Origin of the sequence: Streptomyces sp. NPDC046925, from assembly GCF_040644915.1 — a bacterium.
In the GTDB taxonomy this organism is placed as follows: domain Bacteria; phylum Actinomycetota; class Actinomycetes; order Streptomycetales; family Streptomycetaceae; genus Streptomyces.
In genome coordinates, this window is record NZ_JBEYWZ010000003.1 from 135,600 (window position 1) to 148,509 (window position 12,910).

At 69.9% G+C, this 12,910-nt stretch carries 12 protein-coding genes; 5 read left to right on the forward strand and 7 right to left on the reverse strand.

Translation table 11 applies throughout. The annotated features are described in order from the left end of the window. Position 1 precedes the first annotated feature (1 nt). The 4 genes from ABZ906_RS13875 to ABZ906_RS13890 all read right to left on the reverse strand — a co-directional run bounded on the left by ABZ906_RS13875 (position 2) and on the right by ABZ906_RS13890 (position 3,709). A complete protein-coding gene (locus tag ABZ906_RS13875; RefSeq protein ID WP_190083272.1) occupies positions 2-319 on the reverse strand; it encodes a bifunctional 3-phenylpropionate/cinnamic acid dioxygenase ferredoxin subunit in 318 nt (105 codons plus the stop codon). Beyond that, on the reverse strand, positions 316-1,497 hold the full coding sequence (gene sufD, locus ABZ906_RS13880; RefSeq protein WP_361381723.1) for a Fe-S cluster assembly protein SufD: 1,182 nt from the start codon (positions 1,495-1,497) through the stop codon (positions 316-318). Before sufD ends, ABZ906_RS13875 begins: the two co-directional genes overlap by 4 nt. 62 nt (positions 1,498-1,559) lie before the next feature. Further along, positions 1,560-2,981 (reverse strand): Fe-S cluster assembly protein SufB, encoded by a 1,422-nt coding sequence (sufB, locus tag ABZ906_RS13885; RefSeq protein WP_361188353.1) that lies wholly within the window; start codon positions 2,979-2,981, stop codon positions 1,560-1,562. Beyond that, positions 2,978-3,709 (reverse strand): metalloregulator ArsR/SmtB family transcription factor, encoded by a 732-nt coding sequence (locus ABZ906_RS13890; RefSeq protein WP_361188355.1) that lies wholly within the window; start codon positions 3,707-3,709, stop codon positions 2,978-2,980. The genes sufB and ABZ906_RS13890 overlap by 4 nt, the downstream gene beginning before the upstream one ends. A 161-nt stretch (positions 3,710-3,870) precedes the next feature. Between ABZ906_RS13890 and ABZ906_RS13895 the strand changes: the two genes are divergently transcribed. The 4 genes from ABZ906_RS13895 to ABZ906_RS13910 all read left to right on the forward strand — a co-directional run bounded on the left by ABZ906_RS13895 (position 3,871) and on the right by ABZ906_RS13910 (position 7,550). Continuing rightward, entirely contained in the window at positions 3,871-4,719 is an 849-nt protein-coding gene (locus tag ABZ906_RS13895; RefSeq protein WP_361381726.1) for an AAC(3) family N-acetyltransferase, read from the forward strand. A gap of 10 nt (positions 4,720-4,729) precedes the next feature. Then, positions 4,730-5,656, forward strand: a complete 927-nt coding sequence (locus ABZ906_RS13900; RefSeq protein ID WP_361188361.1) for an ABC transporter ATP-binding protein — start codon at positions 4,730-4,732, stop codon at positions 5,654-5,656. After that, the gene (locus tag ABZ906_RS13905; protein WP_361381729.1) at positions 5,653-6,423 is read left to right on the forward strand and encodes an ABC transporter permease; all 771 of its coding nucleotides are present in this window, start codon (positions 5,653-5,655) and stop codon (positions 6,421-6,423) included. The genes ABZ906_RS13900 and ABZ906_RS13905 overlap by 4 nt, the downstream gene beginning before the upstream one ends. A gap of 119 nt (positions 6,424-6,542) precedes the next feature. Next, positions 6,543-7,550, forward strand: coding sequence for a COX15/CtaA family protein (locus ABZ906_RS13910; protein WP_361188364.1), 1,008 nt, complete (start codon positions 6,543-6,545; stop codon positions 7,548-7,550). Between the two features lie 90 nt (positions 7,551-7,640). Here ABZ906_RS13910 and ABZ906_RS13915 read toward each other — a convergent pair whose 3' ends face one another. The 3 genes from ABZ906_RS13915 to ABZ906_RS13925 all read right to left on the reverse strand — a co-directional run bounded on the left by ABZ906_RS13915 (position 7,641) and on the right by ABZ906_RS13925 (position 10,387). Beyond that, positions 7,641-8,729, reverse strand: a complete 1,089-nt coding sequence (locus ABZ906_RS13915; protein WP_361188365.1) for an amidohydrolase — start codon at positions 8,727-8,729, stop codon at positions 7,641-7,643. 105 nt (positions 8,730-8,834) lie between these two features. Continuing rightward, entirely contained in the window at positions 8,835-9,182 is a 348-nt protein-coding gene (locus tag ABZ906_RS13920) for a hypothetical protein (RefSeq protein ID WP_361188368.1), read from the reverse strand. A gap of 251 nt (positions 9,183-9,433) precedes the next feature. Further along, positions 9,434-10,387 carry a heme o synthase gene (locus ABZ906_RS13925; RefSeq protein WP_361188943.1) on the reverse strand — a complete coding sequence of 318 codons (954 nt, stop codon included), beginning with the start codon at positions 10,385-10,387 and terminating at the stop codon, positions 9,434-9,436. Positions 10,388-10,775: 388 nt separating this feature from the next. On the opposite strand from ABZ906_RS13925, the gene tkt reads away from it, so the two are divergent. Continuing rightward, positions 10,776-12,887 (forward strand): transketolase, encoded by a 2,112-nt coding sequence (gene tkt / locus ABZ906_RS13930; RefSeq protein ID WP_361381732.1) that lies wholly within the window; start codon positions 10,776-10,778, stop codon positions 12,885-12,887. The last annotated feature ends 23 nt before the right edge of the window (positions 12,888-12,910 follow it).

The window sequence follows — 12,910 nt, forward strand, 5'->3', positions numbered from 1 at the left end:
CTCAGGACTCCTGGGTGAGGGAGACGAGCACATCGTCCCCTTCGATCTTTACGGGGTATACGGGGACGGGGCGCGTCGCGGGGAGACCGGACGGCTTGCCGGTGCGGAGGTCGAAGGCGGAGCCGTGCAGCCAGCATTCGATCTGACAGTCCTCCACCTCGCCCTCGGAGAGGGAGACGTTCGCGTGCGAGCAGATGTCGTTGATCGCGAACACCTCGCCCTCGGTGTGGACGACCGAGACCGGCGTGCCGTCGAGTTCCACCCGCTTCGGGGTGTCCTCCGACAGCTCGCTCAGGCCACAGGCGCGTACGAAGGTCATGCGACCGTCGCCTCCAGCTCCTCTTCGATCTTCGCGATGAGGCGCTCCTCGACGTCCGGCAGACCGATCTGCTGGACCAGCTCGGCGAAGAATCCGCGGACGACGAGGCGGCGCGCCTCTTCCTCCGGGATACCGCGCGACTGCAGGTAGAAGAGCTGCTCGTCGTCGAAGCGGCCGGTCGCCGAGGCGTGGCCCGCGCCGACGATCTCGCCGGTCTCGATCTCGAGGTTCGGCACGGAGTCGACACGGGCGCCGTCGGTCAGAACGAGGTTGCGGTTCATCTCGTACGTGTCCGTGCCCTCGGCGGCGGCCTCGATGAGGACGTCGCCGATCCACACGGCGTGGGCGTCGTCGCCCTGGAGCGCGCCCTTGTAGACGACGTTCGACTTGCAGTGCGGCTGGTTGTGGTCGACCAGGAGGCGGTGCTCCTGGTGCTGGCCGGCGTCGGTGACGTACAGGCCGAGGAGCTCGGCCTCGCCGCCGGTGCCCGCGTACTCGACGCGGGGGTGCAGGCGGACGACGTCGCCGCCGAAGGTCACGACGACCGACTTGAAGGTGGCGTCCCGGCCGATCAGCGCGTTGTGCTGCGCGATGTGCACGGCCTTGTCGTCCCAGTCCTGGACGGAGACGACGGTGAGCTTGGCTCCGTCGCCCAGGAGGTAGTCGACGTTGGCGGCGAGCACGGCGTCACCGGTGTGGTCGATGACGACGAGGGCCTCGGCGAACGCGCCCACCTCGATGACCTGGTGGGAGAAGGCGAGGCCGCCCTCGCCGTGCACGGCGATGCGGATCGGCTCGGTCAGGACCGTCTCCTTGGGGACGGTCACCACCGAGGCCTTCTCGAAGGAGCTGTAGGCCTGCGCGGCGACGCGGTCGACGGGCTTGCCCGCCTTGCCCACGCGCACGTCCTCGCGGCCCACGGTCTCCTGGGTCACGCCCGCCGGGGCCGTCACCTCGACACGGATGCCGCCGGTGGCGACCGCCGTGCCGTCGTGCAGCCCGCGAAGGCGCTCCAGCGGGGTGAACCGCCACTCCTCCTCGCGGCCGTGGGGGACCGGGAAGTCCGCCACGTCGAAGGACGGGGGAGCGCTCATGCGGGTGGCGACGGTGGACTCGGCGGCCACCGCGATGGACCCGGCGGTCGTCGACCCCACGGGAATGTTCTGAGCCTCAGCCATGGCTGTCGTCGTGCTCTCTCTCTGGGTAAAGAAGTCGGTCGCTGCGGGGACGGTGTCCGGTCTTAACCGACCGAACCCTCCATCTGCAGCTCGATCAGCCGGTTCAGCTCCAGGGCGTACTCCATGGGCAGCTCCTTGGCGATCGGCTCGACGAAGCCGCGCACGATCATCGCCATGGCCTCGAACTCCGTCAGACCGCGGCTCATCAGGTAGAAGAGCTGGTCGTCGGAGACCTTGGAGACGGTCGCCTCGTGGCCCATGGACACGTCGTCCTCGCGCACGTCCACGTAGGGGTACGTGTCGGAGCGGGAGATCGTGTCGACGAGCAGCGCGTCACACAGGACGTTCGACTTCGATCCGGCCGCGCCCTCGCCGATCTCGACGAGACCGCGGTAGGAGGTGCGGCCGCCGCCGCGCGCCACGGACTTCGAGACGATGTTGGAGGAGGTGTTGGGCGCCATGTGGACCATCTTGGAACCGGCGTCCTGGTGCTGGCCCTCGCCGGCGAAGGCGATGGACAGCGTCTCGCCCTTGGCGTGCTCGCCCATGAGGTAGACGGCGGGGTACTTCATCGTCACCTTGGAGCCGATGTTGCCGTCGATCCACTCCATGGTCGCGCCCTCGTACGCCACGGCGCGCTTGGTGACCAGGTTGTAGACGTTGTTCGACCAGTTCTGGATCGTCGTGTAGCGGCAGCGGCCGCCCTTCTTGACGATGATCTCGACCACGGCGGAGTGCAGCGAGTCCGACTTGTAGATCGGCGCCGTGCAGCCCTCGACGTAGTGGACGTAGGCGTCCTCGTCGACGATGATCAGCGTCCGCTCGAACTGGCCCATGTTCTCCGTGTTGATGCGGAAGTAGGCCTGGAGCGGGATCTCGACGTGCACGCCCTTGGGGACGTAGATGAACGAGCCGCCGGACCACACGGCGGAGTTCAGCGACGCGAACTTGTTGTCGCCGACGGGGATGACGGTCCCGAAGTACTCCTTGAAGAGCTCCGGGTGCTCCTTCAGCGCCGTGTCGGTGTCCAGGAAGATGACGCCCTGCTCCTCCAGGTCCTCGCGGATCTGGTGGTAGACGACCTCGGACTCGTACTGAGCGGCGACACCGGCGACGAGGCGCTGCTTCTCCGCCTCGGGGATGCCGAGCTTGTCGTACGTGTTCTTGATGTCCTCGGGCAGGTCCTCCCAGGACTCCGCCTGCCGCTCCGTGGAACGGACGAAGTACTTGATGTTGTCGAAGTCGATGCCCGACAGGTCCGAGCCCCAGTTGGGCATGGGCTTCTTGTCGAAGAGCCGCAGGCCCTTGAGGCGCAGCTTCGTCATCCACTCGGGCTCGGACTTCTTGGCCGAGATGTCCTTGACGACGTCTTCGTTGATGCCGCGCTTGGCGGACGCTCCGGCCACGTCGGAGTCGGCCCAGCCGTATTCGTACGTGCCCAGACCCTCGAGTTCGGGGTGGGCAGTCTCCGTGGGGAGCGTCATGCGGGGTTCCTCCCGGCCGTGCTTGCGGATGCGTTTTCGGTGGTCTGTGAAGACTGCGGGGTGTTGCGGGGGATGAACGTCGTGCAGACGCCGTCGCCGTGGGCGATGGTGGCAAGCCGCTGTACGTGCGTCCCAAGGAGGGCGGAGAAGACCTCCGTCTCCGCCTCGCAGAGTTGTGGGTACTGCTCGGCGACGTGGGCGACCGGGCAGTGGTGCTGGCACAGCTGCTCGCCTACTGGCGCCGTGCGGGCCGTAGCAGCGTACCCGTCGGCGGTCAATGCCTTCGCTAGAGCCTCGGCACGCTGCTCGGGGGGCGCCGCCTCGACCGCTTTGCGGTAGGCCACCGCCTGGGCGGCCATCCGGTCGCGGGCGAATTCGACGACCGCTCCCTCGCCGTGCCGCTCGCTGATCCAGCGCAGGGCGTCGGCGGCGAGCTTGTCGTACGACTGGTCGAAGGCGTCCCGGCCGCAGTCGGTGAGCGCGAAGACCTTGGCGGGGCGGCCGCGCGTACGAGCGCCGTAGACCCGCTGCTCGCGGGGCTCGACGACGTTCTCATGGGCGAGCGTGTCGAGGTGGCGGCGCACGGCGGCCTGGGTGAGGCCGAGGCGCTTCGCGAGGTCGGCGACGGTGGAGGGGCCGTGGTCCAGGATGGACCGCGCGACTCGGTTGCGCGTCGAACGCTCACCGGTCGCGAGTTCCTCCTGCGGAGCCTCGCCAACGTTTTTCACAACGCCATTGTTGCGTAATTCCTCAGAGCCTGACAACCCGCGTCGGGATCAAGACCCGGTGCGCTGCATCACTTAGGCATACCTAAGCTGACCTGCGGAAATGATCACTGATCGATCAAATAGGTGGCGCCCCAAGGCCCCGGCGAGCAGACTCCCTGACCATGTCGACACCCCCTCCGACCGGCCCTTTGTGTACGCGCGCGTCTCTCGCGGCCGACCTCCGCGCGCTCGGCGTGAGCCCCGGCGAGACCCTCCTCGTGCACTCCTCGCTCAGCTCGCTCGGCTGGGTCGTCGGAGGGCAGATCGCGGTCGTCGAGGCACTCCTCGACGTGCTGGGCCAAAAGGGCACCCTCGTGGTCCCCTCGCAGTCCAGCGACAACTCCGACCCGGCCGGGTGGGAGAACCCGCCGGTGCCCGAGTCCTGGTGGCCCGCGATCCGCGCCGCCATCCCCGCCTACGACCCGCGCACCGCCCCCACCCGCGGCGTCGGCGTGATCCCCGAGACCGTACGGACCTGGCCCGGCGCCCGCCGCAGCGCCCATCCGCAGACCTCCTTCGCCGCGGTCGGCCCCCGCGCGAAAGCCCTCCTGGAGGACCACGCGCTCGACTGCCGCCTCGGCGAGCGCAGCCCGCTGGCCCGCCTGGAGGAGTCGGGCGCCCGGGTGCTGCTGCTCGGCGCGGGATTCGACTCCTGCACCGCGTTCCACCTGGCCGAGTACCGCATCCCCTCCCCGGAGACCGAGAACTCCTTCGCCGTCATGACCCCGCAAGGGCGCCGCTGGACGACGGCGCGCGAGACCTCGATCACCGACGAACGCTTCGACGAACTCGGATCGGACTTCGAGCGGGACCGCCCCGTGGTGCGGGGCACGGTGGGCGCCGCGACGGCCCGCCTCTTCCCCGTCGCCGACGCCGTCGCGTACGCGCGGAGCTGGCTGGAGACCCACCGCTCGCGGGCCGAGTGGGCGCTCCCGCAGCCCCCTGCCCGCCGCCCCTCTCGCCCTCTCTAGACTTCCCGCCATGGGAAATGAGTCCGTCGTCCAGGTCACCGGCCTGGTCAAGCGGTACGGCACGAAGACCGCGGTGGACGGCCTCGACCTCCGGGTCCGCACGGGCACCGTCACCGCCGTCCTCGGCCCGAACGGCGCCGGCAAGACCACCACGATCGAGACCTGCGAGGGCTACCGCAGGCCGGACGCGGGCGAGGTGCGCGTCCTGGGCCTCGACCCGGTCCGCGAGGCCGGCGCGCTGCGCCCCCGCATCGGCGTGATGCTCCAGTCCGGAGGGGTCTACTCCGGCGCCCGCGCCGACGAGATGCTGCGCCACATGGCGAAGCTGCACGCCCACCCGCTCGACGTGGGCGCGCTGATCGAACGTCTTGGCCTGGAGAGCTGCGGCCGCACCACCTACCGGCGCCTGTCCGGCGGCCAGCAGCAGCGCCTCGCGCTCGCCATGGCCGTGGTCGGACGCCCCGAGCTCGTCTTCCTGGACGAGCCGACCGCGGGCCTGGACCCGCAGGCACGCCGGGCCACCTGGGATCTCGTACGCGATCTGCGGGCCGACGGCGTCAGCGTCATCCTGACCACGCACCACATGGACGAGGCCGAGCAGCTCGCCGACGAGGTCGCGATCATCGACGCGGGCAAGGTCATCGCCGAGGGCACCCCGGAGGCGCTGTGCCGCGGCGGCGCCGAGAACACCCTGCGCTTCTCCGGCCGCCCCGGACTCGATGTCGCCTCCCTGCTCAAGGCGCTCCCGCCGGACTCGGCGGCGGCCGAACTCACGCCGGGCACCTACCGCGTGAGCGGCACGGTCGACCCGCAGCTGCTCGCCACGGTCACCTCCTGGTGCGCCCAGCACGGCGTGATGCCGGAGAAGATCGCCGTCGAACGCCACACCCTGGAAGACGTCTTCCTGGAGCTCACAGGCAAGGAGCTGCGCGGATGAGCGCCGCCGGTACGTACACGCCGAAGCCGGGCGCCGCCCCGCTCCCCCGCATGATCGCCGCGCAGGCGGCGCTCGAGACGAAGATGCTGCTGCGCAACGGCGAACAGCTGCTGCTCACCGTCGTCATCCCCACGCTCCTGCTCGTGCTGTTCAGCGCGGTCGACATCGTGGACACGGGGGACGGCAAGGCGGTCGACTTCCTCGCGCCGGGCATCCTCGCCCTCGCCGTGATGTCCACGGCGTTCACCGGCCAGGCCATCGCGACGGGCTTCGAGCGGCGCTACGGCGTCCTGAAGCGCCTCGGCGCCTCCCCGCTGCCCCGCTGGGCCCTGATGGCGGCCAAGACCCTGTCGGTCCTGGTCACCGAGGTCCTGCAGATCGTGCTCCTCACGGTGATCGCCTTCGCCCTCGGCTGGTCGCCGCACGGCAACCCCTTCGCCGTCCTGCTCCTCCTGGTCCTGGGCACCGCGGCCTTCTCCGGCCTCGGCCTGCTGATGGCGGGCACCCTGAAGGCGGAGGCGACGCTCGCCGCCGCGAACCTCGTCTTCCTCCTGCTGCTGGTGGGCGGCGGGGTCATCGTGCCGCTGGACAAGTTCCCGGACGCGGCCCAGTCGGTGCTCGGGCTGCTGCCGATCTCCGCGCTCTCCGACGGCCTGCGGGACATGCTGCAGCACGGCGCGGGGATGCCGTGGGGGGACCTCGGGATCCTCGCGGTCTGGGCGGTCATCGGGCTCGGAGCGGCGGGCAGATTCTTCCGCTGGGAGTAGGAATCACTTCCGTCGGGAGCAGGAACTACTTCCGTCAGGAGCAGGAATCGGCGTAACTCGCGTCACAGAAGCACCGGATACGTCCCCCTCGTGAAGCCGTGCACAAGCGGCCCCCTACGATGGGGCGCGTGCCAAACGTGACCCGAGCCGACGCCGTCTCCGCCGTGCGCAATCCGCTCGCCTTCATCGCCGAACGCTGGACCCCGCAGCAGCGGACCGTTCAGCGCGCCGCTCTCATCTCGCTCGCGATGACGGTGTGCATCGTGGTCACCGGCGGCGCCGTCCGCCTGACCGGATCGGGCCTCGGCTGCCCGACCTGGCCCAAGTGCACGGACGACTCCCTGACGGCCACCCACGAGATGGGCTTCCACGGAGCCATCGAGTTCGGCAACCGGATGCTGACGTACGTGCTGTGCGCGGCCGTCGGCTGGGCGATCATCACGGCCCGTTCGCAGAAGCCGATGCGGCGCAGCCTGACCCGGCTCGGCTGGATCCAGTTCTGGCTGGTCATGGGCAATGCCGTGCTCGGCGGCATCGTCGTGCTCGTCGGCCTGAACCCGTGGACGGTCGCGGCGCACTTCCTGCTCTCCACCGCGCTGATCGCGGTCGCCGTCACGATGTGGCAGCGCACCCGCGAGGGTGACGGCGACGTGCGCCCGCTGGTCGGCAAGGCCGTGGCGCAGCTGGTGTGGTTCCTGGTCGCGGCGTCCGTGCTGCTCATCGCGGTCGGCACGGTGGTGACCGGCTCCGGGCCGCACGCCGGTGACTCCAGCGAGGTGCCGCGGATGGGCTTCGACTGGGAGACCGTCAGCAAGCTGCACGCCGTGCTCGCCTGGATCGTGGTGACGCTGACGTTCGCCCTGTGGTTCGTCCTCAAGGCGGTCGACGCCCCCAAGGGCCCGCTGCACCGCACCCGCGACCTGTTCCTGATCCTGCTCGCCCAGGGCGCGATCGGCTACGTCCAGTACTTCACGGACCTGCCCGAAGTCCTGGTCGGCCTGCACATGTTCGGCTCGTGCGTGGTGTGGATCGCCGTGATGCGTGTTCTGCTCGCGCTGCGTGAGCGCCCGTACGTGACCGCGGAGGTGCCGTCGCAGTCGGGCGACTCCCAGCTGTCGGCGGTCTGAGGCTCCGTACCCGCGGTCTGCGGACCCGTACCTGACGTCTGCGGCGCCGTACCTCCGGAAGTACGTACGTCCTGAGCGCGATTTCCGGGCTCAGACCTCGGAAAGTCCGTACACGCGGCGTGCGTTGCCCGCCGCGATGAGCCCCGCCACCCGCTGCGCGTCCGGCAGCGACCACGCCCCCTCCGTGACCCACCCGCCGAACACGCGCCCGAGCGCCTCCCCGAAGAGCCGCGCGCCCACCACGTGGAGTTCGGGAAGGCCGTGCGCGCCGCTGGAGAACAGCAGCTTGCCGAAGGGCGCGAGCTCCAGGATCTCCGCGAGTACGGCGGCCGCGCGGGCGCCGGTGCGCACCAGGGCGGGCCCCAGATCGGCGTACACGTGCGGGAAGAGGCCCGCGAGGTCGGCGGCGTTGCGGTGGTACGGATAGCCGTGCAGCAGGACCAGATCGGTGCCGAGCCCCGCGGTCGCCCGTGCGAAACCGCCGAAGTACCCCTGCGGATCCCCGGACCCCGCGTGCAGTTGCAGCGGGCGCCCCGACGCCACGGCGATCCACAGCAGATGCCTGAGCAGCACGGGGTCCTGCAGCGCCCCGCCCACCTGCCGCCGGGCGAGCCAGCGGTCCGCCGCGCCCCGCACCTCGCCGGGTCCGGGCGGTTCGGGGGCCAGGGCGAGGCTGCGCCGGACGCCCGCGACGGAGGTGAAGGCGACGGCGTGCGCGGCGGCCGCGTGGACCGACTCGGCGAGGTTGGCGAGGAACGAGTCCACCGTGCCGGAGGTGTCGGCCACCTGTTCGGCCAGGAGTTCCAGGCGGACGATCTCGTGGGCTTCGGCGCAGCCGGTGGACGCCATCTCGCCGGGCCCGGTCAGATCGCCGGGCAGCCCCGTGTCGACGAGGTAGGTCGTGATGCCGCTCCCCCGCAGCAGCCGCCGCCCCGCCTCCAGAACGCCCAGTTCGCGGCGGCGGGCGAGATAGCGGGCCGGCGGGCAGTGCGGTTCGAGGCCGAGCAGCGGGGGGCACCAGCGGCGTACGGCGAAGCCCGTCTGGGTGTCGAAGAAGGTGGTGCCGGGCGCGGGCGGGCCCTCGCCGCGGCCGAGGTGGGCCTCGAAAGTGCCGAGGCCCAGCTCCGTACGCAGCACACCGTGGCAGTACTGGTCCACCAGGGACGGCGTTTCGATCATCCGGGCTCCCGTTAGGCGGACCGTGGTCCTACGGTCTAACGGGTGAACCGGGCGTCAGGTGTTGCCTTCGGACGCGCTCGGAAACAGTGCCGAAAACTGCGGCTCTCAGCCGTTCGAGGGACCGCCGAGCTGGATGCCCGCCATGCGCGACCACTCGTAGGGGCCGGTCTTCACCTTGGCGGCGAAGTCGCCGTCGAAGTCCTCGTGGACCGTGATCCCGGCCTTCTCGACGGCGCTCTGCGCGATGGCGTAGGTGGGCGCCACCAGGTCGCCCCAGCCGCCGTCCTCGCCGACCAGGACGATGCGGGTGCCCTCGTGCCCGATGTACGCGATCTGCCCCTCGGCCCCGCCGTGCGCCTTCGCGAAGACGCCGATCTCCTTGGCGAGCTTCGCCGCCTTCTTCTCCGCGCGAGCGGCCTGCTTGCTGTCCTCAACCTGCTGCGTCTCTGCCATGAGCAGGATGCTACCGATGGGTAGATCGTCTGGCGACGGCCGGGCGACGTGGCATCGACCACGCCCAGGCCGCGCAGGGCGCAGGCCGCGCAGGGCGCAGGCCGCGCAGGGCGCAGGCGCTTCACGCTGCGCGGAGCGCCTGCGTGCTCACGGGCGGGGCGAGCGGCGTTCATCGGCGTACTCAGGACAACAGCCCCCTGCCGCCCGCAAGGGCGGCAGGGGGCTGTGGAGTCCGTCCGCCGGCCGGAGGCCTAGCGGAGGAAGGGGTCCACCGCGACCGCCACGAACAGCAGCGAGACGTAGGTGATCGACCAGTGGAAGAGCCGCATCTCCTTGAGCTTGCCGCCCGTGACCTCCGCCTTGGCGCGGTTCTGCAGACCGTGCGCCTCCCACAGCCACCAGCCGCCGGTCACGAAGGCCACGATCGTGTAGAACCAGCCGGTGTAACCGAGCGGCTGGAGCAGCAGCGAGACGGCGACCATCACCCAGCTGTAGAGGACGATCTGACGCGCGACCACCTTGTTGGACGCGACGACCGGCAGCATCGGCACGCCCACGCGGGCGTAGTCGTCCTTGACCTTCATGGACAGCGGCCAGTAGTGCGGCGGTGTCCAGAAGAACATGACGAGGAAGAGGATGACCGGCGCCCACGACAGGGAGTTCGTCACCGAGGACCAGCCGATGAGCACCGGCATGCAGCCCGCGATACCGCCCCAGACGATGTTCTGCGAGGTCCGGCGCTTGAGGATCATCGTGTAGATGACCACGTAGAAGAGCAGGGCGCCGAGCGCGAGCCAGGCGGACAGCCAGTTGACGGCGAGTCCGAAGAGAAGCGTCGAGCCGACCGCGAGGGCGATGCCGAAGGCGAGGCACTCGCGGGGGCTGACCATCCCCGTGACCAGGGGCCGCTGGGACGTACGGTCCATCAGCGCGTCGATGTCACGGTCGATGTACATGTTGAGCGCGTTGGCGCCGCCCGCCGACAGGTAGCCGCCCAGGCAGGTCACGAAGACCAGCCACAGGTCAGGCACCCCCTGTTCGGCGAGGAACATCACCGGAACGGTGGTGATCAGGAGGAGCTCGATGATTCGCGGCTTGGTCAGCGCCACGAACGCCATGACACGGGCCCCGAGCGGCCGGTGGCTTGGGCTAGAGCTCGTCCCAATTGCTCCCGCTGGACGGGATTCAACGGCCGTCACGCACACCCCTGACAGAGACTTCCCAGCAAGCCGCGTCGGACGTTCAGACATGAAGATCCGGTAAAGGCTCGCGCGTACCACGCCACTGTAGACGTTGCCCATACCTCGCCCTTCGCGGGGGTGGGGTCGTGTTGAGCGGCGTGTTGGGCCGCCCGGAATCCGGCCCGGCACCCATTCAGATGAGCGGCGCTCCACTCGTTCAGAGAGTCCAGATGAGCGGCTTTGAGATCACATGGTGAACACCATGGATCCCTTTCGGGAGGCGGATCCCGGCGCACCCCGTCAGTCTGGAATCACTCGAAAAAATGCACGTCTTTACAGCGGTAGGCTCGACATCGGCCGGTGGGATCTACATCGCCGGCATTCGACATGTGGAGAGGAGCCCTGACTCAGGGTGAGCACCAAGCCGACCACCACAGACCTCGAGTGGACCGAACTGGACCAGCGGGCTGTTGATACTGCCCGCGTCCTGGCCATGGACGCCGTACAGAAGGTCGGCAACGGCCATCCTGGTACGGCCATGAGCCTCGCGCCTGCCGCGTACACCCTCTTCCAGAAGGTGATGCGGCACGACCCCGCCGACGCCGAGTGGACCGGGCGCGACCGGTTCGTACTCTCCGCGGGCCACTCGTCCCTGACCCTCTACATCCAGCTCTACCTGGCCGGCTTCGGCCTGGAGCTCGATGACCTGAAGGCGTTCCGCACCTGGGGTTCCAAGACCCCCGGCCACCCGGAGTACGGGCACACCACGGGCGTGGAGACCACGACGGGCCCGCTCGGCCAGGGCGTCGCGAACGCCGTGGGCATGGCGATGGCCGCTCGTTACGAGCGCGGTCTGTTCGACCCGGAGACCGCCGCCGGCGAGTCGCCGTTCGACCACCACATCTTCGCCATCGCCGGTGACGGCTGTCTCCAGGAGGGCATCTCCGGCGAGGCGTCGTCGCTGGCCGGGCACCAGAAGCTCGGCAACCTCGTGCTGCTGTGGGACGACAACCACATCTCCATCGAGGGCGACACCGAGACCGCGGTGTCCGAGGACACCATGAAGCGGTACGAGGCCTACGGCTGGCACGTCCAGCGCGTGGAGCCCAAGGAGGACGGCGACCTCGACCCGGCCGCCCTCTACCGCGCCATCCAGGCCGCGAAGGCGGAGACCGAGCGTCCCTCCTTCATCGCGATGCGCTCGATCATCGCCTGGCCCGCGCCGAACGCGCAGAACACCGAGGCCGCGCACGGCTCGGCGCTCGGCGACGAAGAGGTCGCGGCCACCAAGCGCGTCCTCGGCTTCGACCCGGAGCAGACCTTCGAGGTCTCCGACGACGTCATCGCGCACACCCGCAAGGCCCTGGAGCGCGGCAGCGACGCCAAGGCCGAGTGGGCGAAGGGCTTCGCCTCCTGGCGCACCGCCGAGGCCGAGCGCGCCGCGGACTTCGACCGCATCGCCGCGGGCGAGCTCCCGCAGGGCTGGGAGGAGAAGCTCCCGGTCTTCGAGACGGGCAAGGGCGTCGCGACCCGTGCCGCGTCCGGCAAGGTCCTGCAGTCGCTCGGCGCGGTGATCCCCGAGCTGTGGGGCGGCTCCGCCGACCTCGCGGGCTCGAACAACACGACGATCGACAAGACGTCGTCGTTCCTCCCCGCGGGCAACCCCCTGCCGGAGGCCGACCCGTACGGCCGCACGATCCACTTCGGCATCCGCGAGCACGCCATGGCCGCGGAGATGAACGGCATCGCGCTGCACGGCAACACCCGCATCTTCGGCGGCACCTTCCTGGTGTTCTCCGACTACATGCGCAACGCCGTCCGCCTCTCCGCGCTGATGCACCTGCCGGTGACGTACGTGTGGACGCACGACTCCATCGGTCTGGGCGAGGACGGCCCGACGCACCAGCCGGTCGAGCACCTGGCCTCGCTGCGCGCCATCCCCGGTCTGAACGTGGTCCGCCCCGCGGACGCGAACGAGACCGCGATCGTGTGGCGCGAGATCCTCAAGCGCTACACGAAGGAGTTCGGCAAGGGTGCCCCGCACGGCCTCGCGCTGACCCGTCAGGGCGTGCCGACGTACGACCGCGAGGTCACCGAAGGCGCCGTCAAGGGCGGCTACGTCCTGTTCGAGGCCGACGGCGGCACCCCCGAGGTCGTCCTCATCGGCACCGGCTCCGAGGTGCAGCTCGCCGTCGAGGCGCGCGAGCAGCTCCAGGCCGCGGGCGTTCCGACGCGCGTCGTCTCGATGCCGTGCGTCGAGTGGTTCGAGGCGCAGGACCAGGGGTACCGCGACAGCGTCCTCCCCCCGTCCGTGAAGGCACGCGTGGCGGTCGAGGCGGGCATCGGCCTGACCTGGCACCGCTTCGTGGGTGACGCCGGGCGCATCGTCTCCCTCGAGCACTTCGGTGCCTCGGCCGACGGCAAGGTGCTCTTCCGGGAGTTCGGCTTCACCGCCGATCACGTGGCCGCCGCCGCCCGGGCTGCACTCGATTCAACTACTGAGATCGACGCCGCTCAGCGCTGACGCCGACATACGACCTAGTAGGA

What these genes read in the sequence shown, in the direction of transcription:
- ABZ906_RS13875 (WP_190083272.1), bottom strand. Translation starts at nt 319, where the DNA reads ATGACCTTCGTACGCGCCTGTGGCCTGAGCGAGCTGTCGGAGGACACC.
- sufD (WP_361381723.1), bottom strand. Translation starts at nt 1,497, where the DNA reads ATGGCTGAGGCTCAGAACATTCCCGTGGGGTCGACGACCGCCGGGTCC.
- sufB (WP_361188353.1), bottom strand. Translation starts at nt 2,981, where the DNA reads ATGACGCTCCCCACGGAGACTGCCCACCCCGAACTCGAGGGTCTGGGC.
- ABZ906_RS13895 (WP_361381726.1), top strand. Translation starts at nt 3,871, where the DNA reads ATGTCGACACCCCCTCCGACCGGCCCTTTGTGTACGCGCGCGTCTCTC.
- ABZ906_RS13900 (WP_361188361.1), top strand. Translation starts at nt 4,730, where the DNA reads ATGGGAAATGAGTCCGTCGTCCAGGTCACCGGCCTGGTCAAGCGGTAC.
- ABZ906_RS13905 (WP_361381729.1), top strand. Translation starts at nt 5,653, where the DNA reads ATGAGCGCCGCCGGTACGTACACGCCGAAGCCGGGCGCCGCCCCGCTC.
- ABZ906_RS13910 (WP_361188364.1), top strand. Translation starts at nt 6,543, where the DNA reads ATGGGGCGCGTGCCAAACGTGACCCGAGCCGACGCCGTCTCCGCCGTG.
- ABZ906_RS13915 (WP_361188365.1), bottom strand. Translation starts at nt 8,729, where the DNA reads ATGATCGAAACGCCGTCCCTGGTGGACCAGTACTGCCACGGTGTGCTG.
- ABZ906_RS13920 (WP_361188368.1), bottom strand. Translation starts at nt 9,182, where the DNA reads ATGGCAGAGACGCAGCAGGTTGAGGACAGCAAGCAGGCCGCTCGCGCG.